Here is a 24640-nt window from a genome sequence, read left to right as displayed (position 1 = left end):
TCCGCGTCTCCGCTGGACGTCGCGGGCCGCGCGCACGCCCTCGGGGGCGCCGCGGCCGGCTCGTCATGTCGGACGTCAGGGGGGCGTCGGGCCTCAGGCGGCCCGCTCGCGCGCCCCCGCGCCCACGAGATAGTCGAAGGTCGGTTCGGCGTCCGCGCGGATCGCCTCGCGCCGGGAGCCGGGGCGGATCCCCTCGCCGGTCAGCTCCACCTCGCTCAGGTAGGGCCCAACCACCTGGCTCTCGAAGAACGGAGCCGCGGCGAGGGTCTCGAACATTCGCGCCTCCGCGTCGGAACGGGCCGGACAGGCCTCTGCGAAGCGCGGGGACCAGCCGGCGCCGGTCCACCACACGGCCTCGCCGCCTTCGAGCGCGTTCGCGGTCAGAACCACGGGCTTGAATGTCTTGGCCATGAGGGAATCCCCGTGACGGAGGTTTCGTTGATCAGGAAGGTAAGGGGGCCTGCTGTGTAATGCAATAATTCACACGGTAGTCCGCTTACACGCTTTATTTCACACCACAGAAAAGTTTTATTGCGCTGCATCACGCCCGGAGATGGACGTCGCGCCCCGCACGGGTATATCGCCGGGGAGGGCAGAGACAGGTGGGAGCGGGGCATGACGCGCAAGCTTTTCGGAACCGACGGCGTGCGCGGGCGCGCCAACGTCTACCCGATGACCGCCGAGGTGGCGCTGAAGCTGGGCCAGGCCGCCGGCCGCCGCTTTCGCCGCGGCCCCCACCGCCACCGCGTCGTCATCGGCAAGGACACGCGCCTGTCGGGCTACATGCTCGAACAGGCGATGACCGCGGGGTTCCTCTCGGTCGGCGTCGACGTGTTCCTGCTGGGGCCGATCCCCACGCCGGGCGTCGGGATGCTGACCAAGAGCCTGCGCGCGGATGCGGGCGTGATGATCTCCGCCTCCCACAACCCGTTCGAGGACAACGGCATCAAGCTGTTCGGTCCCGACGGCTTCAAGCTGTCGGACGAGCAGGAGGCCGAGATCGAGGCGATGGTCGAGGCCGAGCCGATGCTCGAGGACGCCGAGAGCCTGGGCCGCGCCAAGCGCATCGACGACGGCCTGGGCCGCTACATCGAGGCCGCCAAGGCGACCTTCCCCCGCGACCTGCGCCTCGACGGGCTCAAGGTGGTGGTGGACTGCGCCAACGGCGCCGCCTACCGCACCGCGCCCACGGTGCTGTGGGAGCTGGGGGCCGAGGTGATCTCGGTCGGCGTCAGCCCCAACGGCAAGAACATCAACGACCGCGTCGGCTCCACCGCGCCGATGACCTGCCGCGAGACGGTGCTGGCCCACGGCGCGGACCTCGGCCTCGCGCTCGACGGCGACGCCGACCGCATCATCGTCGTGGACGAGCGGGGCGAGGTCGTCGACGGCGACCAGATCATGTGCCTGATCGCCGAGCGCTGGATGCGCGACGGCCACCTCAAGGGCGACGCGCTGGTGGCCACGGTGATGTCCAACCTCGGGCTCGAGCGTCGGCTGGCGACCCAGGGCGTGAAGCTGATCCGCACCCAGGTCGGCGACCGCTACGTGGTCGAGGAGATGCGCCGCCGCGGCTGCAACCTGGGCGGCGAGCAGTCGGGGCACATCGTGATGTCCGACCACGCCACCACCGGCGACGGCTTGCTGGCAGGCCTGCAGGTGCTCGCGGCGCTGGTCGAGGACGGCTCCCGCGCGTCGGAGGCCTGCGCCCGCTTCAAGCCCCTGCCCCAGATCCTCAAGAACGTGCGCTTCGCCGCAGGCCAGGCCCCGCTCGAGGACCCCGCCGTCCACGCCGCCATCGCCGAGGGGGAGCGCCGCCTCGAAGGCGCGGGCCGCGTGCTGATCCGCAAGTCAGGCACCGAGCCGCTGATCCGCGTGATGGCCGAGGGCGAGGACGCCGTGCTGGTCGAGGCGGTGGTCGACGACATCTGCGGCGCCGTCTCCGCCGCCGCCAAGGCCGCCTGAGCGACCCCCGCCGGCACGTCGCCTCCGGCGCGCCGCCCGCCCGCCTGCCGAAGCGGCCAGCCGCCGGCGGAGGCGCCGCATCGACCCGCGCGCCCCTGCGTCCGGTCGGTCCCGCGGCGCAGGGCAAGCCGCGCGCCTACGGCTGGCGGGCGCCTGAACCCCGATCGCCGCGCCGCCCGCGCGCCCCGGGCCCGCGTCCCCCACGCGCCCCGCCCGCCCCGCGCCGCGGGCGGGCCCGATCCCGCGGGCGCGACGGCCGACGCGGCGCCGCCGCGGGGCGGGCGCGTCGAAAAATCCCGCCGGAATCGCCCGAATCCCGCCGATTCCCCCCGACCTTCCGTCGCGGACGTCTTGCCGCCGCCCCTGCCGGTGGTAACTTCCCGGCAAGTTCGCAGAACGCGCGGGCCCGGCGTCGGATGGGAGTCTCCGCCCCGGTCTCGCGAACTCGACGTCTAGGGAGGATGCCATGCTCGGAGCGATGCAGGACTGGCCGCTGCGCGTCTCGACGCTGATCGACCACGCCGCCAAATACCACGGGAACCGCCCCATCGTCGGCCGCTCGGCCGAGGGGCCCTTCGTCGAGACCACCTGGGCCGGCGTCCACGCCGCCGCCAAGAAGGTGGCCCAGGCGCTGAACCACATGGGCTACGGCTCGGGCGACGCCATCGGCGTCATGGCCTGGAACACGCCCCGGCACATGGAGGTCTGGTACGGCGTCTCCGGCTGCGGCGCGATCCTGCACACGCTGAACCCGCGCCTTTTCTCCGAGCAGCTCGACTACATCATCAACCACGCCGGCGACCGCGTGGTGATGGTCGAGCCCGACCTGGTGAAGGTGCTCGAGCCGCTCGTGCCCCAGCTGCGCACCGTCGAGAAATGGGTGGTCCTGACCGAGCGGGCGAACATGCCCCAGACCACGCTCCCCGACGCCATCGCCTATGACGAGCTGCTGGCCATGGCCGACGGCGATTACGAGTGGGCGACGGGCGACGAGAACGACCCCTGCGGCCTGTGCTATACCTCCGGCACCACGGGCAATCCGAAGGGCGTGCTCTACTCGCACCGCTCCAACGTGCTGCACGCGCTCTACGCCTCCACCCCCGACTGCATCCCTCTCAGCTCCAACGACGTGGTGATGCCGGTGGTGCCGCTGTTCCACGCCAACGGCTGGGGCCTGGCCTACACCTGCGCGCTGAACGGCGCGGCGATGGTGATGCCCGGCCGCGACATGACGGCGCCAGGCCTCTACGAGATGCTGGAGAAGGGCGTCACGCTGACCGCCGCCGTTCCCACCATCTGGCTGGGGATGCTGCAGCACCTGCGCCAGAACAAGCTGAAGTTCTCGACCCTCAGCCGGGTGGTGATCGGCGGCTCGTCGTGCCCCCGCGCGGTGATCGAGGCCTTCCAGCTCGACTACGGCGCCCAGGTGATCCACGCCTGGGGCATGACCGAGACCTCGCCGCTGGGCTCGGTCTGCTCCTTCAAGCCCGAGGTCGCCTCGCTGGGCGCGGCCGAGAAGCTGGACGTGCAGACCACCGTCGGCCACCCGCCCTACGGCGTCGACCTGCGCATCACCGACGACGACGGCGAGGAGCTGCCCTGGGACGGCAAGCACCAGGGCAAGCTCTGGGTCCGCGGCCCCGGCGTGGTGCGGCGCTACCACCGCATGGAGAAGGACGCCGCCGAGCCCGACACCCAGTGGTTCGACACCGGCGACGTCGCCACCATGGACCCCAACGCCTACGTGCGGATCACCGACCGCTCGAAGGACGTGATCAAGTCGGGCGGCGAGTGGATCAGCTCCATCGACCTCGAGAACGCCGCCGTGGCCCACCCGCAGGTGGCCGAGGCTGCGGCCATCGGCGTGCCTCACCCCAAGTGGGACGAGCGGCCGGTGCTGTGCATCGTCGGCGTGAACGGCGCGAAGCCGCCGAAGGAGGAGATCCTCGAGCTCGTCGGCAAGCACTTCGCCAAGTGGCAGGTGCCCGACGACGTGATCTACATGGACGAGCTGCCCCACACCGCCACCGGCAAGATCTCGAAGCTGGAGCTGCGCAAGAAGCTCAACGGCCTGGGATACGTCCACCCCGAAGCCGCCTGAGCGGCGCATCGGATCGCATCGCGGGCCGGCCCTTCGCGGGGCCGGCCCGTCGCGTTCCGGACCCGTCCGAATCGGCCGGCCCGCGCCGCCGTCCCGGTCCCCACGCCGGCCGTCGCCGCGCAAGCGCCTGATCCCGCGGCAGGATCCGCGCCGCCGCGGCCCGCAGCCGGCCGCCCGGCCCCGGGCCGCGCGCGAGTTCATCCCTGCGTCATCCCGTGATACGATGGGGCGTTGCGTATCCCTCGGGCGGAACCCTGCGTATGCCCCGCAAGCGCGTGAGACAGGACAAGGAGTCGATCGTCGACCTGTTCGGCGACGTGGTGCAGGACCGCGACTCCTATCTCTACTCCATCGCCGAGGACGAGGACGCCCTGCGCCTGGCGCGCGAGCCGGCCCCGAAGCCCGCCCCCGCCAACGCCAACGACCCCGAGACCGCGCCCGAGCCGCCCGCGGCCCCCGCCCCGCGCCCGATCAGCCCGCTGGGCCGCCGCGGCCGCCCCCGGCCCGCGCCGACGCCCGCGCCCGCAGCCGACGGCGAGGCCTACGTCGCCCGCGCCCCCGGCGCCGCCCCCCAGTCCGCCCGCCATGTCGAGCGGATGCACCGCGCCCGCCTGGCCCGCGCCCGGTCCGAGCGGACCCCCGACGCCCTCGCCCGCGACGCCTGGCCGGAGCTCCAGGACGACCGCGGCCTGTGGTCGGCGGTCACCATCGTCCACGGCGCGCTGTCGGTGCTCAGCCTCGGGCTCTACCGTCCCTGGATGAAGACCGAGGCCCGCCGCGTGCTGTGGAGCCATGTCGAGGCCGACGGCGAGCGGCTGGAATACCTCGGCACCGGCGCGCAGCTGTTCCGCGGGCTGATGCTCGCCCTGATCCTGCTGGGCGGGGTGATCGCGGCGGCCTGGATGGCGGCCGCGGCCCTGGGCCTGATGTCGGTCGAGCTGGTCTCGGGCGCGCTGGAGCGTTCGCAGCTCGACCTCGACCACCCCGCCGCCGCGGCGCTGCCGCTGCTGACGGCGATGGCCGCGCCCGCGGGCCTCGCCCTGCTGCTGCTTGCGCCGCTGGCCCCGCTCGCCGCCTTCCGGGCGCGGCGCTACCGCCTGTCGCGCACCCGCTGGCGGGGCGTGCGCTTCGGCATGGACGGGTCGGGCTGGGCGGTGACCGGGCTAGGCCTGCTGTGGACCCCGCTGGTGATCGCCTCGGCCGGCCTGCTGTGGCCCGTCTGGCGCTGGCTGCGGGAGGCGCGGATGACCCGCGCCATGCGCTGGGGGAGCGAGCCCTTCCGCTTCGAGGGCGGCCCCCTGCCCCTGCTCCTGCACTGGCTGCCGGCCTGGGGCTTCTTCGCGGGCCTCGTCGCGCTGGTCGCCGTCCCCGGGGCGCGGGCGGCCGTGGGGCTGGGCGACCTGCCGGCCACGGTCGCGCGCCTCGGCCCGCTGGCGCTGATCGCCATCGCGCTCCTGCTGATCATGACGGCCTCGATGCTGCTGGCGAACTACCGCGCCGCCGAGGTCCGCCTGACCACCGCCGCCCGTCGCCTGGGCGGCGCGCGGGCCGAGTGCCGCTTCTCGGTCTGGCACCTGGTCGATTCCTACATGGCCGTCAGCCGCAAGAACCTCTGGCCCGGGATCCTGGTCTGGATCCTGATCGCCGCCGTCGCCGCGATCCCGATGATCGGCGCCGTGGGGGCCGAGCTCGAGAACCCCGACGCCGGCGGCATCGTCGAGGGTCTGAGCGACCAGCTCTCGGAGCGGCTCTTCGGCGGCTTCCATTCCTGGCGCGCCCAAGGCCTGGTGCTGATGGCCATCGTGATCGACTATTTCCTGTCGGCCGTCTTCGCGCTGTGGCTGTGGACCTACGTCTACCAGCGTCGGCGGACCGAGCATCTGCTGGCCTCGATCACCCTGCGCGACGTCCACACGCTCGACGCCGTGCGCGGCCGCGCCCGCGGCCGGGGCATCGAGGCCGAGGGGATGGAGGACGCGCTGGATCTGTTCGGTTTCTAGCGATTCCGCGCGACCGGGGCGGGAGACATCGCGCCCCGGATCGGCTAGAAGATGCGCGGGCGCGGGGGCCGGGCCGAAAGGACGCGGCCGCATGAAACGAACGCCAGTCACCCCCCAGGACGGCGTCGCCGCCCTGCCGTGGAGCCAGGGCGAACTGGTCGAGGGCGCCGCGCGGCGCCTGCGCATCGCCGGCCAGGGCGAGCTGTGGGAGGATCCCGACGACCCGCTCGGCCTCGGCGTCGGCTGTCCCGGCGACATGGGCCGCCAGCTCGAGGCGGCGCTCGCCAACGTCGACGCGGTGCTCTCGGCCGCGGGCATGGCGCGGCGCGACCTCGTGCGGGTCCGCCTGCTGACCACCGACATGCGCGCCCTGCTGGACGAGCTCGCCCTCTACGCCGAGTGGATCGAGGCCGCGGGCGTCCGCCCCCCGACCACGCTGGTCGGCGCCGCCGCCCTGATCCATCCCGACCTGGTGGTGATGATCGAGGCCGAGGCGGAGGCCTGAGCCCCCGCCGCGACCGCCGGCGCCCGCCGCCGGCCCCCCTCTGCGCGTCCTCAGAACCGGATCGTGGCGCGCAGGCTGCCGCCGTGGCTGGCGTAGCCGTCGGCGAAGCCGCCCGCATAGCCCAGGTCCACGTCGAAGCGGTCGGAGCCGACCAGCGTCACGCCGGCCGAGATCCGACCCACCACGTCGGCCACGCCCACCGCGTTGTCGAAGCCGCCGCCCGCCGCCCCGGCCGCGGCGAAGCGCGCCGAGGTCGAGTAGGAATCGAGCGTCGACAGGCTCGCCCCCACCCGCGCCCAGGCCTTCAGCGTCAGCGCGTCGGTCAGCGGCGTCCAGGTCCCGACCTCCAGCGAGGGCGTCGCGACCAGCGCCGTCTCCGACCCGCCGGAGACCCGCAGCGCGGTCAGGGCCGGCCCGTTCTCGGTGTAGCCGCCGGCGCCCGAGTGGATCACGTCGAGGTCCAGCGCCGGGGTCAGCCAGCCCTGGTGGAACGACATCGTCCAGGCCCCGCGCAGGCGGGCCGCGACGCTCCACACGTCGGTCTCGGCGTCCGCCCGGCCGGTGGTCAGCAGCCCGTCGGGATTGCGGCGCAGGTCATGCTGGCCCCAGCTTCCCGACAGCGCCCCGGTCAGCGTGAACGGCCCCATCGCGTGGGTCAGCGACAGGCCCGCGAAGGCGGTGTCGCCGCGGGTCGAGCTCAGCCCCGTCTGGGATTCGAGGGACGAGCCCTCGTAGCCCAGCGCGCCGCCGGCGAACCAGCCGTCCGCCACCGGCGCCTGGCCCGCCACGCCGATCCGCCACACGTTCCCCTCGTAGCCGAAGGTCCCGTCGTCGCCGGTCTGCTGGTCGAGGCGCGTGACCCCGCCCAGCCAGCGCAGGCAGGTCCCCTGCGCGGCGGGGTCCAGCGCCTCGCCGCAGCCCATCAGGTCGTCCAGCCGGTCGTGGGCCAGCGCGAAGTTCGCCGCCGGCGCCGCCAGCGTCGCCCCGGGCGCGAGCCCCGTCAGCCCCGAGGCGTAGGCCCCCGATCCCTGCCCGGCCAGCTGCTCGAGCGCCCCGAAGAAGGCCGCGTGGGTCCCCGTGTCGGCCATGAACAGGTCCTCGAGATACCCCGCGACCCGCCCCTGCTGGGCGTTCAGGCCGAAGCCGGGCTGGTCGAAGTTCGCCCCCGTCACCTGGATGCTCAGCGCGCCGTTGCGCACCTCGGTCCCGAGCTCGAACAGGGTGCCCAGCACCGTGTCGAAGTTCCCCGACATGCCCCGGTCGGCCTGGATCAGGGTGATCGCGCGGGAGGGCGCGAGCGTGATCGGGTCGATCTCCAGCGTGCCGTCCAGCAGGGCCGAGCCGTTCACGTGCAGCAGGTCGCCCTCGCCCTTCTCGAAGTCGAGCGCCGCGACGATCCGGCCGCTGTCGGTCTGCACGAAGTCGCCCGCGATGCGCACCCGCTCGGCGCTGCCGTCGTCGCCGGGGATCAGCGTGCCCCGGTTCTCGACGTCGGCGAGGTAGCGCCGCGCCCCGACCAGCGTGCCCTTGGGCATGTTCACCAGCTGCACCACCGCGCGCCGGTTCCGCGGCGCCGCCGCGGAGATCGCGCTCAGCGTGCCGGTCGGAAGCGAGCCCGAGAAGGCCGGCGTGTAGGGCGAGCCGTCGAGCGCATAGCCCAGCACGTCGCCCTCGATCACGCCGCTGTTCTCGATCCCCACGCCCTGGGCGCCGCCGAAGACGCTCTGATATTCGATCGCGACGCCGGAGACGGCCGAGACATGCGCCCCCGCCTTGAGGTTGATCAGGTTGTCGTCGATCGCGCCGATCCCGTAGGCGCCGCCGGCCATGAAGATGCCCACGCCCTCGCCGTCGCCGCCCTGAACCGTGCCCTCCAGGGTCAGGTAGATCCCGTTGGCGTCCTGGCTGCCGATGCTGTGGGCGAAGATGCCCATGGAATCCATGCCCGTCGCGCGGATCGTGGCCCCGTCGAACTGCATCAGCGTGATCGCGCCGCTGTCGCTCAGCACCGCGGTGCGGGCGTCCGCGAAGGAGCCCGCCACGCTGCGCGACCCGTCGCCGATCAGCCCGCCGCCCGAACCGACGGACTGCGCGATCACCCCGTACGCGTGGTCGCCCGTGGTGGTCACCGGTCCCTCCAGCGTCAGCGACACCGCGCGGCCGTTGCCGCCGTTGTTGGCGATGGCGGCGGTTCCGTCGTAGGTCGCGAACTCCAGCCCGCCGGCGCCGAAGTCGCCGATGATGCCGCCGCCGCCGCCGATGGACTGCGCCACGATCCCGTGCGCCCCGGCGCCCGAGGTCTCGACCGAGACGTTGAGGCCGGTGAACACGTTCACCGAGCCGCCGTTCCCCTTCGCGCCGCCGATGTTGGTCGAGCCCAGGCCCTGGCCCGCGCCGACCGACAGGATCCCGCCGCCGCCGCCGATCGACTGGGCCACGATGCCGATCGAGCGGTCGCCGCCGGTGACGATCCGGGCGTAGCCGAGCGAGACGTCGACCGAGCCCGCGTTGGCGTTGGTCACGTTCCCCCCGCCCAGCGAGGCGTCGACGCCCCCCTGCGCGCCCCGCACCCGGGCGACGCCCCCGCCCGCGCCGATGGACTGGGCCACAATCGCGTGCGCGTCGGCGCCCGCGGTCGAGATCAGGTTGAAGTCCGCGTCGGTCGAGTTGGGGATCGGCGCCAGCGAGACGGTGTTGCCCACCCCGCCCGCGCCGCCCGTCGCCCCCAGCGAGACGGAGCCCGAGGCGCCCGAGGTGGCGTCGTCCACCAGCCCGCCGCCGCCGCCGATCGACTGCAGCAGCAGGCCGTAGGCGTAGTCGCCGGTGGTGACGACCGTGGCGTTGGGCGCGTCGATGCCGCCCTGCCCGCCGATCAGCGTCACCGGCGAGCCGTCGCCCTCGGTGCCGTTCTGCGCGCCCACGACGATGTCGAGCCCGCGCGACTGGTCGCCCCGGGGCGCGAGGTCGATGCCGCCGCCGCCGGAGCCGATCGACTGGGCGAGCACCCCGTCCGCGCCGTGGCCCGCGGTCTGGATCGCGCCCGAGAGGTTCACCTCGACCGAGCCGCCATGGCCGCCGCCGTTGCGCGCGCCCAGCCGGGTGACCACCGCCTTCACCGGCCCGCCGATGTCGTCGGAGACCGAGGTGTACTGCCCCCCGCCGCCGCCGACCGACTGGGCGACGATGCCGCGGGCGAAGCGGCCCTGGGTGACGATGCGCGCGTAGGCGTCCGCATCCCCCAGCAGCTGCGCCGAGACGTCGCCGCCCACCGCGCGCGAGCCGCCGGTCGCGCCCACGTAGACGCCCAGCGCCCCGCCGTCGCCGCCGGTCTGGGCCAGCGCGCCGGTGACGAAGCCGCCGCCCGCGCCGATGGACTGCACAGCCAGCCCATGCGCGCCCTGCGCCGTGGTCGCGAAGCTGGATCCGCTGTAGAGCTTCACGGTCGCGTCGCCGCCGTCGGCGGTGTCGTCGTCATTGTCGACGAAGCCGGTTCCGCCCATCGTCAGGCCGGTGATCCCGTCGACCGAGGCGACGCCGCCGCCCCCACCCACCGACTGAACCAGCGCCCCCGCGGCGCCGGCGCCGGAGGTGGTGATCGTAAGCGACCCCTCCAGCGTCGCGCCCAGCCCGTGGCCCGCCGCCGCCGAGGAGCCGCCCAGCGACACGTCGACGTCATGCTGCACGTCCACGTCGTCGGCGTCCTCGGTCACGGCCGAGCTGCCGATCCCCCCGATGCCGCCGCCGCCGCCCAGCGACTGCACGATGATGCCGTGCGCGTGCCGCCCCATCGTGGCGACGGTCAGCCGCCGGGTCTCGTCGCCCGGCGAGGCCGAGACGATGTCGCCGCCGTGGCCCGAGACGCCGTTCTGCCCGTCCACGCTCAGGAAGCTGGGAACGTCGTCGCACATCTGCTCGGGCGTCTGGTCCTCGCCGGGGATCTCGGGCGCGAGGAACCCGCCGCCGAGGTTGATCTTGCCGCAGGCGAGCCGCGCGCCGCTGCCACCCACGCCGCCGCCGCCGCCCAGCGACTGCAGCACCAGCCCGTGGGCCGCGAAGCCCTGGGTCCACAGCTGGCCGCCGCTGAAATTGTAGTCGATGTCGCCGCCCTCGCCGCCGACGCCGCCGTAACCGCCCATCGACATCAGCAGGCGCAGCTTGGAGACCGAGGTCTGCACGTTGCCCGCGCCCCCCGCGCCGCCGCCGCCGGCGATGGACTGCACCACCACGCCCTCGGCGAAGTCGCCATGGGTGGTCACCTGCCCCGAGAGGTTCAGGCCGGTGATGTCGCCGCCGTCCTGCCCCGAGCCCCCGCGCCCGCCCAGCGAGGCGCGCAGGTCGAACGGCGAGTTCAGGTCGGACTTCAGGTCCTTGATCTCCTGGATGATGCCGGTGTTGTCGGCGCCGGCGCCCCCGACCGAGCCGCCCAGGCCGCCGCCGCCGCCGATCGACTGCGCCAGGAACCCGTCGGCGTCGGCGCCGAAGGTGAAGAAGCGCCCCGTGACGTCGAGCAGGGTCAGGTCCCCGCCCTTGCCGCCCGCGCCGCCCTGAAGGCCCATCTTCAGGGTCGCCGTGCTCTTGAGCGCGCTCACGCTCAGCCCCGCGGTCACCCCCTGCGAGGTGCCGCCGCCGCCGCCGATCGACTGCACCAGAACGGCCCGCGCGCCCTCGCCGTAGGTGGCGATGTTGGCGTTGCCGTCCATGCCGAACGAGACGGTCCCGCCGTCGCCGCCCTGGCCGCCGAAGCCGCCGATGCCGAAGTTCATCGACACGCCGGGCCCCGCGTCCCAGTTGCGCGACGAGGCCGTGCCGCTGGCCGCATTGCCGCCGCCGCCGCCGATCGACTGCGCCACCACGCCGTTCGAGAAATCGCCCGCCGTGGTCAGCGCCGTGCCCTGGCGCAGCGCGACCGAGACCGTCCCCGCCGGCTGCGCGTTGCCGCCCAGGCCGCCCAGCGCCATGTTCATGTTGGCCGTGATCGTGTCCTTGCCGAGCCCGATCACCGAGCCCGCGGCCGAGCCCGTGCCGCCCGAGCCGCCGCCGCCCGAGATCGACTGCGCCATCACCGCGTTGGCGCTCAGCCCATGGGTCTCGACGCCGACCTTGTCGAGGGTCACGGTCACGTCGCCGCCCCGCCCCCCGTCGCCGCCGGTGCCGCCGGCGGAGAAGTCCGCCTCCATCCCCACGGGGACCGAGTCCGTGGGCACCGCGATGGCGATCGAGCGGCCGGCCGAGCCGCCGCCGACGCCCCCGCCGCCGCCCACCGACTGCGCGAAGATGCCATGCCCGTCGGAGACGGCCTCGTTCACCGTCCACACCTTCCAGTCGGTCGCGTCCGCCGGCAGGCCCGTCACGATCAGCGAGGTGTCGAGCGTGAGGTCGACCCGCCCGCCGTCGCCGCCCGGCCCGCCGGAGCCGCCGACCTGCGCCGACAGCGCCAGCCCGAGGTCCGCGTCGAGGCCCGAGGCCATGCCCCCGATGCCGCCGCCGCCGCCCACCGACTGCGCGATGACGCCCGAGGCGTGCCCGCCCGAGGTCCAGATCTTCGCGCCGTCGAGCTGGGCGGTCACGTTTCCGCCGTCGCCGCCGCCCGCCTTGCCGCCGGCCATCTGGAAGTCGCCCAGGCCGATGTCCGCGCCGGTGGCGTCGCCGCCGGTGCCGCCGCCGCCGCCGACCGAATGGGCGATGATCGCGTGCGCGTTCTCGCCGTAGGTGTGCAGCTCGACCGAGTAGTTGCCGCTGTCGGGCGCCTCGGTGGTCAGCTCGACGTTGCCGCCGTCGCCGCCGTCGCCGCCCGCGCCGCCGATGCCCACCGCCGGCAGGCCCAGCGACAGGTCGATGACCGAGCCGCCGTGGCCGCCGCCGCCGCCCACCGACTGCGCCACCACGCCGAAGGCATGGTCGCCCTGGGTGCTGAGGTCGGAGTCCTGGAACAGGTCCACCTCGACGAAGCCGCCGTTGCCGCCGCCGCCGCCCTGGCCGCCCACCGCGGCCACGCCCTCGGTCGAGCCGCCGTTGCCGCCGCCGCCGCCGATCGACTGCGCGAGGATGCCCAGCGCCGCCTCGCCGGTGGTGTCGATGGTGCCGTTGCTCTGCACCGTGACGGTGTTGGCCGAGCCGCCCTCGCCGCCGCTGCCGGCGACCGCGATCAGGTCGCCCTCGGCCACGTCGCCGGGATCGACGTCGCCGCCCCCGCCGCCGATCGACTGGCCCAGGATGCCCACCGCGAAGGAGCCCGCGGTGGCGATCCGGCTGCCGTTGATGATCAGGACCGAGCCGCCCGCGCCGCCGCCGCCGCCGTTGCCCACGGTCGAGCCCACGATGACGAAGCTGCCGGTGGCGCCGCCGCCCGCGGCGCCGAAGCTCAGCCCGTGCAGGCCGTGCGCCTGGCTGCCCTGGGTGGAGATCAGCCCGTCGTCATGGGCGATCCCGTCCGCGTCCGGGTCGTCGCCGGCGAGGATGGTGACCGTGCCGCCGTCGCCGCCGTCGCCGGCGGTGGGGTTGTAGGAATCGATGATCCCGTCGCCGTCCTCGTCCTGGCCGCCGCCCACGCCGCCCTCGGACTTGGCCTGGATGCCAACCGCCTTCAGCCCGTCGGTGGTGATCTGCTGGCCGTTCCAGGTCTGCACGTGGGCGTCGCCGCCGAAGCCGCCGTCGCCGGCGTCGGCCTGGGCGCGGCCGTTGCCGCCGTCGCCGCCGCGCGCGAAGGCGCCGATGCCCACCGCCCGGTCGCCCACGACCGTGATCGCCTCGCCATGCGCCTTCACCGAGACCTGCGCGTCCGAGCCGCCGCCCACGCCCCCGGGCGAGCCGTCGGAGCCGTCCGGCGAGGGCGAGTTCCCGCCCCGCCCGCCGGCCGAATAGGCCACGATCCCGCCCGAGCGGTTGGCGTCGTTCGAGTAGGGCTGCAGCCCCGTGGCCGTGACGTCGATGCGCCCGGTCGAGTCCACCTCGATCGCCCCCGGCGCGCCGCCCAGCCCGCCCGCGTCGGAGTTGTCGTCCGACTGCGCCCCGGCGCCCGAGCGGTTGAAGACCGAGATGCCGGCGATGCCGTTCACCATCTCGTTCGAGCCGGTGTTGGTCCCGGTGACCGAGATCGCGCCGGTATGGGTGACGGTGGTCTTGGCGGTCACCGCGCCGGCGCCGGCCTCGGCGCCCCCGGCGCCGGCGAAGTTCTCGACCCGGATGCCGTTGATCGTGTTGGGGCCCGAGCCGTTCAGGGTGATCGTGCCGGCGTTGGTGACGGTCACCGTGTTGGTGACGCCCCCGCCGCCGCCCATGTCGTCCTGCCCGCCGTCGCCCGCGCCGCCGTTCTCATGGCCGCCGTCGCCGCCCGCGCTGGTGGCGAGGATCCCGATGCCGCCGTAGGGGAAGGCCCGCTCGATGGTGATGGCGCCGTCGTTGACGATCTCCACCACCCCGCCCTGGCCGCCCAGCCCGCCGTCCCCGCTGGACCCGCCCGAGCCGTTCGCATCGCCCCCCGCGCCGCCCACGCCCGCGACGTTGATGCCCGTCAGCAGGCCCTGGCGGTCGAACAGGCCCGGCCAGCCGCCTCCTTCCAGCCCCAGGGCGTTGGCGTTGGGGTCCGCGTCCCGGTCGACGGTCAGGTCGCCGTGGTTGGTGACGCTGATCTGGCCGCCATAGCCCCCGACGCCCGCCTTGTAGCGCCCCGACCCGCTCTGGGTGACGGTGTTCGACCCCTTGGCCCCCGTGCCGACCAGCGTCACCGCGCCGTTGAGCGTGGCCTCGATGTCGTCGTCGTTGGTGTAGGTCTGGTTCTCCGCCGCCTGGCCGGCGGTCGAGCCGGCCTCGTAGAACACCACGCTGTCGGCGAGCGCCGGCGCGCTCAGCGCCAGGGCGGAGGAGGTGGCGAGGAGGAGGAGCGTGGCGCGCACGCGCGGCCGCGCGATCGGGGCGAGCGCCCCGTCGATCCGATCGGTGGTCATTTCGAAACCGGTCCCTGAGCACAATCAACGCGTCGACCCCCCCACCGGCGCCGATCGTTCCCCGACGCTAGCGTGAACCCAGAATCGTCTCAATAAATAACCGTTCAGGTTCGCCGACCCCCGCTGCGCCGGCGCGCGCCTCCCTCCGCCCAGGCGGACCCCGGTTTTCCGCTTGCCTGAAAGGCGATTCCCCGTCGCGCGCGATCGGCGCGCGCGACGGGGCGCGGCGCCGCCGACCCGACGTGGCGGCGCCCTTTTCACCTGATGAGACCGCGATCCCGTTCGCGCGTCGCGCCGGCCTGCCGGCCGCTCAGCCCAGCGCCTCGGCCAGGAAGTCCTCCGACAGCATCATGCCGCGCATCAGCGCCGCGCGCGGGGCGACGGTCGACAGGTCGATGTGCTCGTCCTCGGCATGGGCCCCGCCCCCGCCGCAGCCCAGCCCGTCGAGCACCGGCGTCCCCATCGCCGCCGCGAGGTTCCCGTCCGAAACCCCGCCGCGGGAGATCTCGGCCAGCGGCATTCCCAGAGATTCCGACAGCCGCCGCGTCGCCTCGAACAGGCGCGCCACCGCCGCCGTGCGCTCGTAGGGCGGGCGGTTCACGCCGCCCGAGACCTCCAGCCGCACGTCCGGACCGAAGGCCGTGCGCGCCAGCATCCCCGCCGCCTCGGCCTCCGCCTCGGCCGTGGTCACGGCGCGCATGTCGACCAGCGCCTCCGCCTCCGCCGGCACCACGTTGGGCCGGGTGCCGCCCGCGACGACGCCCACGTTGAAGGTCAGCCCCCGCTCGCGGTCCGTCCGCCCCTCGATGTCGATGATCTGCCGCGCGATCTCGTGGATCGCCGAGCGGCCGTCGAACAGGTTCCCCCCCGCGTGCGCCGCGCGGCCGTGGGCGCGCAGCACGAACCGCCCCCAGCCCTTGCGCGCGGTCACCACCGCGATGTCCGGCCCGAAGGAGGGCTCGGGGATCAGCACCATCGCGGACTCCGCCGCCAGCCGCTCGATCAATGCGCGCGAGGCGTCGGAGCCGATCTCCTCGTCCCCCGTCAGCAGCACCTGCAGCGGGCGGGGCGGCACGATCCCCTCGGCCGCGATCCGGCGCAGCGTCTCGGCCGCGAGGCAGGAGCCCGCCTTCATGTCGAAGATCCCCGGCCCGAACAGCCGCTCCCCCTCCTGCACGATCGGCCGGCGGGCCAGCGTGCCCACCGCCCAGACCGTGTCCACGTGGCCCATCGTGGTGATCGCCGGCCCCTCGCAGCCCTCGGGCGCGTAGCGCAGCAGCAGCTGGCCGCCCCGCTCGGTCGCGGGAAAGCGCGTGCGCTCCACCGGCAGGCCCTCGAAGGCGGCCTCCACCTTGTCCAGCAGCGCGTCGATCAGGTCCGGGCGCTCGGACGGGGTCTCGATCTCCACCCACTCCCGGATCAGGGCGACGAGGGGGGCGGCGTCGATCTGCTCGGGTCGCAGCAGGGTCATGAGGCGATGTCCTGTCGGTAAGGCGTGGGATCGAGGACGAGCCCGTCCTCCAGGTCGCGGGCCAGCGCCGCGGGGTCGCGGGTCTTCGGGTCCCCCCAGCCGCCGCCGCCCGGCAGCCGCAGCTCCACCAGGTCGCCGGGCCTGAGCTCGAAGGTTCCATAGCCCGGCAGCGCCAGCGCCTCGCCGTCCCGCGTCACGGTCAGCGAGGCCAGCTTGCCGTCGAGCCCCCCCTCCCGCCCCCGCGGCGGCAGCACGAAGCGGTCGGAGTAGATCGAGAGCGAGACGTCCTCGGCCAGGATCCGGTAGCGGCGATAGATGCCCATGCCGCCGATGAAGCGGCCGGCGCCGAAGCTCTCGGGGATCAGGCCGGTCGCCTCCATACGCAGGTGGGGCGCGACCTGCTCGATCGCCTCCACCGGGGTCAGGCGGCAGGTCGAGAGGACATGGTCGGTGGCGTGGATCGCGTCGTAGCCCTTCGCCGCCCCCCAGCCGCCGCCCACGATGTCGAGATGCAGGTCGAACCCGCCCGGCCGCCGCCGCGCCAGGAAGAAGCCGGTCGTGGCGTTCATCCCCTGCGCCGGGATCCGCTCGGGCACGGCCTTGCCCAGCGCGTCGTGCACCGCGTCCAGCGCCCGGCAGGCGGCGGTCGCCCGCGCGCGTACCGGAAGGCCGGGGTTGGGATGCAGCAGCGAGCCCTCCGGCAGGTGCACCGTGACGGGGCGGTTGCAGCCGTCGTTCGCCGGCATCTCGAGGTCGCCCAGCGCCGAGCGCAGGGCGGTCACCGCCGCGGCCATCGAGGAGGCGAAGGTCGAGTTGAACATCGAGCGCGCCTCGGGCGCCGAGCCGGCGAAGTCGATCTCCGCCTCGTCGCCCGCGATCCGCACGCGCGCCCTGATGCAGACGGGCGGGGAGCCGGGGGCGGAGCCGTCGGAATCGAGCCACGCCTGCCCCGTCCACTCCCCGTCCGGCAGCGCCGCGATGCCGGCGCGCATCCGCCGCTCGGAATAGTCGAGGGTTTCGCGCATCGCGGCGCGCACGGCCTCGGGTCCGAACCGCTCCGCCATTTCGCGCACCCGGCGGGCGCCGACGTGGTTGGCGGCGAACTGGGCGTCCATGTCGCCGCGCCCGATGGTGGGCGTGCGGATGTTGGCGAAGATCAGCCGCTCGACCATGCCGCCGTGCCAGTCGCGGGCGACGTCGATCAGCAAGGGCGGGATCACCAGCCCCTCGCCGATCAGGTCGCGCGCGCCCGAGTTCACCCCCGGCGCGCCGCCGCCGATATCGAGGTGATGGGCGGTCGAGCCCGCCCAGCCCAGCAGCTCCCCCCGATGCAGGATCGGGGTGAAGACGATCACGTCGTTCAGGTGCTGGCCGCCGGAGTAGGGGTCGTTGAGGATGACCGCCTGCCCCTCCTGCGGGTCCGACAGGTCCAGCTGCTCCGCCGCCGCGGCGAAGGAGTGGTTGAGGGCGGCGGTCTGCAGCGGGATCATCTCCGCCTGCGCCACCACCTGCCCCTGCGCGTCCAGCAGGGCGCAGGAGCAATCCCGCGCCTCCCGCACCACCGCCGAGAAGGCGGAGCGCACGAGGTTCGCCCCCATCTCGTCGGCCGCGGCCTGCAGCCCGCGGGCGAGGATCATCAGGCGGGCGGGGGAAAGCGTCTCGGTCATGCCGTCCGCTCCAGCAGCAGGTCGCCGGTCGGCAGGCAGCGCGCCCGCCAGCCGGGAGGGACGAGGGTGGTGGAGGAAGGCTCCTCCAGCACCGCCGGCCCCTCGATCTCCGCGCCCGGCGCCAGCGCCTCGCGCGCGAGGAAGGTCGTGTCCAGCCGCCGGCCCGCGATGGTCGCGGTGCGCGTCTCGGCCGCCGGCCCCTCGCCCGAGGGGAGCGGCGGGCGGACCTCGCCGGTGGAGGGTCGGCGCACGGTGATGCGCCAGCCCGTGCTCTCGACCGAGAGGTCCGCGCGCGCATAGCCGTAGCGCCGACGGTGCAGGCCCTCGAACGCCTCGCGCAGGGCGGCGGCGCCCATCGGGGCGGGCGGCGTGCGCACCGTCAGCTCGAAGGCCTGCCCGGCATAGCGCAGGTCCACCCCCAGCTCGACCTCGCAGGCGTCGGGGTCGAGCCCGCCCTCCTCCGCCATCCGCCGCGCCCGCGCGACCAGCGCAGCCACCCGGTCGGCGTCGAGCGTCGTCTCGCCCAGCGGCCCCAGCTCGCTCTGCGCCGCGTCGAGCGTGATGTCCGCGATCAGCAGCCCGAAGGCCGAGGCGAGGCCGGGCGACCAGGGCACCAGCACCCGCGTCATCCCCAGCTCTTCCGCGACCGAGGCCGCATGCAGCGGCCCGCCGCCGCCGTAGGCCACCAGCGCGAAGCCCTGCGGGTCGATCCCCCGCGCGGTCGAGACCAGCCGCACCGCGCCGGCCATCGCGCCGTTCACGATGCCCAGCGCCATGTCGGCGGCGGCGTCCGCCGGCCCCATCTCCAGCTCCGCCAGCGCCTGCCGCGCGAGGTCGTCGCGCAGCGCCATCCTGCCCCCGAAGAACCGCGCCGGCCGCAGCACGCCCGCGATCACCTGCGCGTCGGTCACCGTGGGCCGCGTCCCGCCGCGGCCGTAGCAGGCGGGTCCCGGATCGGCCCCCGCGCTGTCCGGGCCGACGGCGAGGAAGCCCCCCGGATCGACCGAGACGATCGAGCCGCCCCCCGCCCCGATGGTCGCCATGTCCAGCGCCGCGACCCGCACCGGCAGCCCGTCGATCTTCATCTCCGGCGTCACCGCCGGCGTCAGGTCCGGGGCCAGCGCCACGTCGGTCGATGTGCCGCCCATGTCCAGCGTGATCACGTCGCGCAACCCGTTGCGTTCGGCGAACCACATCGCGGCGCGCATCCCCGCGGCAGGGCCCGACAGCAGCATCCGCACCGCGTTGGCGCCGGCCATCGCCGCGGGCATCGCGCCCCCGTTCGACTGCATGATCTGCAGAACGCCCTTGCGGCCGCGGGCCTTCAGCCCCTCGTCCAGGCGGCGCACGTAGCCCTCCACCACCGGGCCCACGAAGGCGTTCACGGTGGTGGTCAGGGTGCGCTCGTACTCCCGGAACTCCGGGCTGACCTCGTGGGAGACCGACAGCGCGATCGCCGGCGCCCGCTCCCGGATCAGGGCGGCCAGCGCCTGCTCGTGCGCCGGGTTGCGCCAGGCGTGCAGGAAGCAGATCGCCAGCCCCTCGGCCCCCGCCTCGATCAGGCGGCGCGCCGCCTCCCAGCCGGCCTCGAGGTCCAGCGGGACGAGGATCTCGCCGTCGGCGGAGATGCGCTCGGGCACCTCGGCGATCATTGCGCGGCGGATCGGCGGCGCGGGGTGGCGGAAGCGCATGTCGAAGATGTCGTGGTCCCGGTCCGCCCGGCCCATGATGGCGACGTCCCGGAACCCCGCCGTGGTCAGCAGCCCCGCCTTCGCCCCCCGCCGGGTCAGCAGGGCGTTGGTGGCGACGGTGGAGCCATGGGTCAGCCGCGCCGCCGCCGCCAGGTCCGCCCCCGCCTCGTCCAGCACCCGCAGCACCGCCTCCTGCGGGGCCGGCGGGGTCGAGGGGGTCTTGCCCGTGGTCAGCGTCCCGTCGGGGGCGGCCATCACCAGGTCGGTGAAGGTGCCGCCGATCTCGACGCCGATCCGGTCGGGAGAGGTCATCGCAGCACGCCCTTGCGCGGCGCATAGGCCCGGGGCGCGTGCGACAGCCGCATCTCCACCAGGTCCTGCGCCAGCGACAGGGCGCAGGCGGCCGGGTCCAGCATCGGGATCGGCGCGCTCAGCGTCGGCGCCACCCCGAACAGCGCCATGCAGCCCAGCACGCAGGCGTCGGCCCCGTCCTCCTCGGCCGCGGCCGCCGCCGCCTCCTCCAGCAGCGCGCGGGAGCGGTCGAGGTCGTCGCGCAACTCCAGCACCGGCACGCCGATGGAGCGGATCGAGGCGAGCCGCGAACCCAGCCCCAGCCCCTCGATCTGCGCGCGCACCGCGCCCGGGTTGCCCAGCGGCATCAGCCAGGAGAAGCGGTTCCCCAGCATCGCGGCCATGTGGCAGGCGGCCATCATCGGGCCGACCACGGGCAGGGGCGACAGCTCCCGGCAGGCGGTCACGCCGGGGTCGTTCGCGCACCAGGGGATCAGCGCATCCGCCCCCTGCGCGGCCAGCACCGGCAGGGCGCGCGCGACGTTCACGGCCGCCCACTCCCGCTCATGCTCGGACTCGATGCTGTCCGGCCCCTCGGGGTTGCGGCGCATCAGGATCTCGGTCCCCGGCCGGGCGATGGACTCGAGGTAGTCCCGCCGCGCCGCCACGGCGGCGTCGGGAAGGGTGGCGTTGGGGACGGAGACCGCGATCTTCATGCCGCGCCCCCCGGGGTCAGCACGATGCGGGTGGCCACCGCCGCCTCCACCGCCGCGTCGGAATAGAGGAACGGGACGTATTCGCCCCGCGACCACGGCTCGGACAAGTCGCGGTAGTGCGGCGAGTCCGGGTTCCCCGACTGCCCCGGCGCGTTGATGCAGACCGAGGCGTCCCAGTTCCCCACGTCCAGCACGAAGCGGACCGAGGCGCCGTTCGTCACCCGGAAATCCGTCCCCCGGTAGGCCGCGTGCATCACCGTGGTGCCCGAGCCGGGCTTGGCCAGCGGCCCGATGTCGAGCAAGGGATCCAGCCGCGACAGCGCATGGGGGAACATCGCGTGGTGCAGGTCGCCCCAGGCCCAGGCGTCCTCGTCCGCGCCGTAGGCCGCGACCAGGTCGGCATGCGCCTCGGCCAGCGTGCGCGCCAGCAGCGCGTCGCGGGCGGCCTCGGGGTCGGGGCCGAAGCCCGCGTCGGGGTTCTCCAGCCGGGTGACGATCCCCTCCACGTCGCCGGGGGCGAACAGCGCGGGCGGCACGTTGGGCGCGGTCAGGGCGAAGAGCGCGGGCTTCAGGCGCTTGGTGAACCACCATTCGCACAGCAGGGCCGGGGCCGAGTCCACCGGCTCCGACCCGTCCCAGCCCGCCAGCAGGTCCCGCCCCGGCACGTCCGCGGGCAGCCCCGCGACCAGCGCCGCCAAGCGCAGGCCGGGCAGCGAGATCACGTCCGTCTGCAGCGCCTGGGAGGAGGCGACCGAGTGCCCCTCCCCCTCCGACAGCACCGCGTCGATGCGCAGGGCGCGGCCCTTCTCCAGCCACTCGTAGCCGATGCGGGTCTCGTCCTGGTCGAAGTCCGCAGGCAGGTTCCACTCGTTGGCGCTGTGCAGGAAACCCTTCTCCGGGTTCGCCACGAAGGGCAGAGCGGACTGCGGGTGGAACCCGTCCCACTCGTTCGTCCCGTCGCCCTTCGCCGGCAGCAGCCCGGTCCAGTTGCGCCGCACCGGCGCCATGCCCGCGGGCTGCCAGGCGAGGTTCCCCTCCACGTCCGCCCACAGGTGGTTCAGCGAGGGCGTGGCGAAGCGCTTCAGCCCCTCGCGGAAGGCCTCGGGGCTTTTGGCGCGCATGGTGGTCAGGCCGCCGAAATAGGCGCAGGCGCCCGGCTCGAACCAGACCGAGCGCAGGGCGAACAGCCGCCCGCGGGCCGCGTCGCGCAGCAGCACCGGCCCGTGGACCGTCCAGCTCAGCGTATGGGTCTGGGAGGCGTGGCCCCGGATCTCGAAGACCTCGTCCGCCGTCTCGATCCCGGTCCAGCCGTCGGGGCCGCGATAGCGCTCGCCGTCCAGGTCGTAGACGTAGACGTCCTCCTGGTCGGTCCCGAAGATCGTCTGGGTGAAGGCCCCGTGCCCGTTGTGGCCCATCGAGATGCCCGGCATCGAGGGTTCGCCCGCCCCGATCACGTCCAGCCCCGGCGCCGTCAGGTGCACCAGGTAGCGCAGCGAGGGCAGCCCGTGGGCGCGATGCGGATCGCCGGCCATGATCGGGCGGCCCGTCTCGGTCCGATGCGCCGCGATCGCCCAGTTGTTCGAGCCGGTCCAGGCCTGGTCCGCGATCACGCCCGCCAGGTCGTCGACCTTGCGCCAGCGGCCCGCCTGCTCCAGCGGGCAGTCCATCCGTGCCTCGGGGAAGGTGACCGGCGCGGTGGCGAGGCGGAAGAGGTCCAGAGCCTCCAGCGGGATCTCGTCCAGCGGCGCCGCGGCCTCTCCGGCGTCCACCGGCGGCTCGAGGTTCTTGCGCATCAGGTCGGCGGCGGGATCGGCCTTGGCCAGCACCTGGGCGCGCAGGATCTCGGACAGGGCGTTGCGGGTCAGGGCGTGAGTGCGGATGCGCACCACGTCCTCGGGCGCCCATGTCTCGGGCCGCGTTTCGGTCAGCGCGAACTCCGGCGGCAGCGGCGCCTCGCCGGCCTCGATCGCGTCGATCCAGGCGTTGATCCCCTCGGCGAAGCGGGTGCAGATCGCCTGCGCGTCCTCGCCGTAGGCGGCCCACTCGGCCTCCATCGAGCCGCGGTAGAGGAACGCCCGCGCGGCCTTGTCCTGCTCCAGGTAGCCGGACCCGAAGCTCGCGGCCAGACGCCCCAGCCCCCGCTTGCGCCCCAGGTCGATCTGCCAGAGCCGGTCGCGCGCGGCGTTCACGCCCTGGGCGAAGAACAGGTCCTCCAGGCTCTCGGCCTTGATATGGGGGATGCCCCAGCGGTCGACGCGGATCTCGGCCCGCGCGGCCAGGCCGGACAGGGCGTGCTGGACGCTCATGACGCCTCCTCGCAGGTTTCTGTCTGGACAATGCTAGGGACAGACATGGTGGTATGCAATACGAATGAATTGATTTAGCCTGAGACTCGCGCCGCCTGGCGCGCCCCCCGCGGCCGCGCCCAGGACGAGCCCAAGACGGAGGATCCGACGAATGAAGCACGACAAGAGCGTCGCCTGGCCCGGAGGCGCGAAATGCGCCGTCATGCTGACTTTCGACTTCGACGCCGAAACCCTGTGGACCGGCCGCGACGAGCGCAACCGCCAGCGCCCCGGCGTGCTCTCGCAGGGCCGCTACGGCGCCACCACCGGCGTGCCCAAGATCCTGGAGCTGCTGTCGGAGGAGGAGGTCCCCGCCACCTTCTTCGTCCCCGGCTGGACCGTCGAGAATCATACGGACAAAGTGGAGATGATCCTCAAGGAGGGTCACGAGGTCGGCCACCACTCCTATTCCCACAAGTGGGTCTCCGACGATCCCGCCGCCGAGGCCGAGGAGTTCGAGAAGGGTCTCGCCTCGCTGGAGATCGTGGGCGTGAAGCCAAAGGGCTTCCGCTCGCCGGCCGGCGAGGTCTCGGCCGGGCTGCTGGCGACGCAGGCCAAGCACGGGCTGCTCTACGACACCTCGCTGATGGACGACATCAACCCTTACCGGCACATCCTGCCCGACGGCTCCAGGGGGCCGATCGAGCTGCCCTGGCACTGGTCGCTGGATGACGCGCCCTTCGCGCTGTTCTCGATCGCCTCGCCACGGCCGCTGTTCACCAACTCCCACATCCTCGAGGTGTGGAAGGAGGAGTTCCGCGAGATCTACCGCTGGGGCGGCCTGTTCGACCTGGTGATGCATCCGCAGGTCACCGGGCGTCCGTCGCGCATCGCCCTGCTGCGGGAAATGATCGCCTTCATCCGCACCTTCCCCGACGTGTGGTTCGCCACCGGCGCCGACGTGGCCGAGGCCTGGGCGAAGCTGGAGGCCGAGGGCAAGGTCTGATCCGGCCCGCCCCCGCCTGAAACGCGCGGGGGCGGCGGGGACCCCTCCCCGCCGCCCCCCTCGCGCCCCGGTCCCCAGTCCCGGGGACGCGAGACGTCAGCCGTGAAGCGCCGTCGCCGCGGCCACCGCCAGCGGCGCGAAACGGGCGCGGAAGCGCTCGGGCTCCCACTCCGCCAGCGAGCCGGCGATGTGGATCGCCCCCACCGGCCGCCCGTCGGGCCCCCGCACCGCCGCGGCCAGCGCCACCTCCCCCAGCAGCGCCTGCTCGACGGCCAGCGAATGGCCGTCGCGCCGCGCCTCCTCCACCGCCTCGCGGATCGCGTCCGGGTCGGTCAGCGTGCGCGGCGTCAGCGGCGTCAGGGTCGAGCGGGCGAGGATGTCGTCCACCTCGTCCTCGGCCAGCATCGCGAGGCACGCCCGCCCGCCGGAGGTCGCGAAGGTCGGCTGCCGCCGCCCGGCGAGCGTCGCGTAGAACGTCTCCCGCTTCGACTGCAGGCGGATCGCGTACATGATCGACAGGTTGTCGTGGTCGGCGTCGAACAGCGAGAAGTCGATCCGCTCGTCCGCCTCCTTGCGCAGGTCGATCAGCACCGGCGTCGCCCGCTCGATCAGCGCGTTGGAGCGCAGGTAGTCGAAGCCCCGGTCCAGCAGCCGCCGGCCCAGCGCCAGGCTGCCGTTGGGCGCCTGCTCCAGGTAGCCCCGCGCCAGCAGGGTCTGGCCGATGCGCTGGGCGGCGGACTTGTTGATGCCCGCGGCGCGCGCGATCTCGGTCAGCGACATCGGCCGGGGCGAGGCGGCGTAGGCCTCGATCACGTCGATGGCGCGGCTGACCGACTGCAGGAACAGGCGCTCGTCGACGGGGGGAAAGCGGGAAGCCTGGTTCATGGAAATCCTGAAAGTCGAGGCCGCGCGAGGCGGACGCAGGCGCCTGGAAAGCATCGCGCCGGGACGACGTCGGCCCGGGCGCGCGCCCGGGCCGGGGGAAGGGGCTGCACGCCC

At 74.0% G+C, this 24640-nt stretch carries 13 protein-coding genes; 5 read left to right on the top strand and 8 right to left on the bottom strand.

Annotated elements, in window-relative coordinates:
* Positions 1-93: 93 nt before the first annotated feature.
* Positions 94-411, bottom strand: a complete 318-nt coding sequence (locus P2H44_RS01995; protein WP_275761740.1) for a DUF2849 domain-containing protein — start codon at positions 409-411, stop codon at positions 94-96.
* A 204-nt stretch (positions 412-615) separates the two neighbouring features.
* Here P2H44_RS01995 and glmM point away from each other — a divergent pair, with 204 nt between their 5' ends.
* From glmM to P2H44_RS01975, 4 genes are all read left to right on the top strand, one after another.
* A complete protein-coding gene (glmM, locus tag P2H44_RS01990; RefSeq protein ID WP_275761739.1) occupies positions 616-1965 on the top strand; it encodes a phosphoglucosamine mutase in 1350 nt (449 codons plus the stop codon).
* A 466-nt stretch (positions 1966-2431) separates the two neighbouring features.
* Positions 2432-4066 (top strand): long-chain-fatty-acid--CoA ligase, encoded by a 1635-nt coding sequence (locus tag P2H44_RS01985; protein ID WP_275761738.1) that lies wholly within the window; start codon positions 2432-2434, stop codon positions 4064-4066.
* Positions 4067-4326: 260 nt separating this feature from the next.
* Positions 4327-6066 (top strand): DUF898 family protein, encoded by a 1740-nt coding sequence (locus P2H44_RS01980; protein ID WP_275761737.1) that lies wholly within the window; start codon positions 4327-4329, stop codon positions 6064-6066.
* Positions 6067-6157: 91 nt separating this feature from the next.
* Positions 6158-6571, top strand: coding sequence for a RidA family protein (locus tag P2H44_RS01975; protein ID WP_275761736.1), 414 nt, complete (start codon positions 6158-6160; stop codon positions 6569-6571).
* Between the two features lie 50 nt (positions 6572-6621).
* Here P2H44_RS01975 and P2H44_RS01970 read toward each other — a convergent pair whose 3' ends face one another.
* The 6 genes from P2H44_RS01970 to P2H44_RS01945 all read right to left on the bottom strand — a co-directional run bounded on the left by P2H44_RS01970 (position 6622) and on the right by P2H44_RS01945 (position 22656).
* Complete coding sequence (locus tag P2H44_RS01970) at positions 6622-14514, bottom strand: autotransporter outer membrane beta-barrel domain-containing protein (RefSeq protein ID WP_275761735.1); 7893 nt, start codon at positions 14512-14514, stop codon at positions 6622-6624.
* A 310-nt stretch (positions 14515-14824) separates the two neighbouring features.
* Entirely contained in the window at positions 14825-15985 is a 1161-nt protein-coding gene (locus P2H44_RS01965) for a M20 family metallopeptidase (RefSeq protein WP_275761734.1), read from the bottom strand.
* Positions 15982-17652, bottom strand: coding sequence for a hydantoinase B/oxoprolinase family protein (locus P2H44_RS01960; RefSeq protein ID WP_275761733.1), 1671 nt, complete (start codon positions 17650-17652; stop codon positions 15982-15984). Before P2H44_RS01960 ends, P2H44_RS01965 begins: the two co-directional genes overlap by 4 nt.
* The gene (locus P2H44_RS01955; protein ID WP_275761732.1) at positions 17649-19655 is read right to left on the bottom strand and encodes a hydantoinase/oxoprolinase family protein; all 2007 of its coding nucleotides are present in this window, start codon (positions 19653-19655) and stop codon (positions 17649-17651) included. Before P2H44_RS01955 ends, P2H44_RS01960 begins: the two co-directional genes overlap by 4 nt.
* Entirely contained in the window at positions 19652-20350 is a 699-nt protein-coding gene (locus tag P2H44_RS01950; RefSeq protein ID WP_275761731.1) for an aspartate/glutamate racemase family protein, read from the bottom strand. The genes P2H44_RS01955 and P2H44_RS01950 overlap by 4 nt, the downstream gene beginning before the upstream one ends.
* A complete protein-coding gene (locus P2H44_RS01945; protein ID WP_275761730.1) occupies positions 20347-22656 on the bottom strand; it encodes a penicillin acylase family protein in 2310 nt (769 codons plus the stop codon). Before P2H44_RS01945 ends, P2H44_RS01950 begins: the two co-directional genes overlap by 4 nt.
* A gap of 151 nt (positions 22657-22807) precedes the next feature.
* On the opposite strand from P2H44_RS01945, the gene P2H44_RS01940 reads away from it, so the two are divergent.
* Complete coding sequence (locus P2H44_RS01940) at positions 22808-23641, top strand: polysaccharide deacetylase family protein (protein WP_275761729.1); 834 nt, start codon at positions 22808-22810, stop codon at positions 23639-23641.
* A gap of 96 nt (positions 23642-23737) precedes the next feature.
* Here the strand turns inward: P2H44_RS01940 and P2H44_RS01935 are convergent, their stop codons facing one another.
* On the bottom strand, positions 23738-24526 hold the full coding sequence (locus tag P2H44_RS01935) for an IclR family transcriptional regulator (RefSeq protein ID WP_275761728.1): 789 nt from the start codon (positions 24524-24526) through the stop codon (positions 23738-23740).
* Positions 24527-24640: the final 114 nt, after the last annotated feature.

This window comes from Albimonas marina (assembly GCF_029223255.1).
Lineage (GTDB): Bacteria > Pseudomonadota > Alphaproteobacteria > Rhodobacterales > Rhodobacteraceae > Albimonas.
The sequence above is the reverse complement of the archived record's forward strand: the minus strand, read 5'-3'. Positions and strand labels throughout refer to the sequence as shown.

Bases quoted from the DNA above. Each gene is read 5' to 3' on its own strand.
- P2H44_RS01995 (WP_275761740.1), bottom strand. From the start codon at position 411: ATGGCCAAGACATTCAAGCCCGTGGTTCTGACCGCGAACGCGCTCGAA.
- glmM (WP_275761739.1), top strand. From the start codon at position 616: ATGACGCGCAAGCTTTTCGGAACCGACGGCGTGCGCGGGCGCGCCAAC.
- P2H44_RS01985 (WP_275761738.1), top strand. From the start codon at position 2,432: ATGCTCGGAGCGATGCAGGACTGGCCGCTGCGCGTCTCGACGCTGATC.
- P2H44_RS01980 (WP_275761737.1), top strand. From the start codon at position 4,327: ATGCCCCGCAAGCGCGTGAGACAGGACAAGGAGTCGATCGTCGACCTG.
- P2H44_RS01975 (WP_275761736.1), top strand. From the start codon at position 6,158: ATGAAACGAACGCCAGTCACCCCCCAGGACGGCGTCGCCGCCCTGCCG.
- P2H44_RS01970 (WP_275761735.1), bottom strand. From the start codon at position 14,514: ATGACCACCGATCGGATCGACGGGGCGCTCGCCCCGATCGCGCGGCCG.
- P2H44_RS01965 (WP_275761734.1), bottom strand. From the start codon at position 15,985: ATGACCCTGCTGCGACCCGAGCAGATCGACGCCGCCCCCCTCGTCGCC.
- P2H44_RS01960 (WP_275761733.1), bottom strand. From the start codon at position 17,652: ATGACCGAGACGCTTTCCCCCGCCCGCCTGATGATCCTCGCCCGCGGG.
- P2H44_RS01955 (WP_275761732.1), bottom strand. From the start codon at position 19,655: ATGACCTCTCCCGACCGGATCGGCGTCGAGATCGGCGGCACCTTCACC.
- P2H44_RS01950 (WP_275761731.1), bottom strand. From the start codon at position 20,350: ATGAAGATCGCGGTCTCCGTCCCCAACGCCACCCTTCCCGACGCCGCC.
- P2H44_RS01945 (WP_275761730.1), bottom strand. From the start codon at position 22,656: ATGAGCGTCCAGCACGCCCTGTCCGGCCTGGCCGCGCGGGCCGAGATC.
- P2H44_RS01940 (WP_275761729.1), top strand. From the start codon at position 22,808: ATGAAGCACGACAAGAGCGTCGCCTGGCCCGGAGGCGCGAAATGCGCC.
- P2H44_RS01935 (WP_275761728.1), bottom strand. From the start codon at position 24,526: ATGAACCAGGCTTCCCGCTTTCCCCCCGTCGACGAGCGCCTGTTCCTG.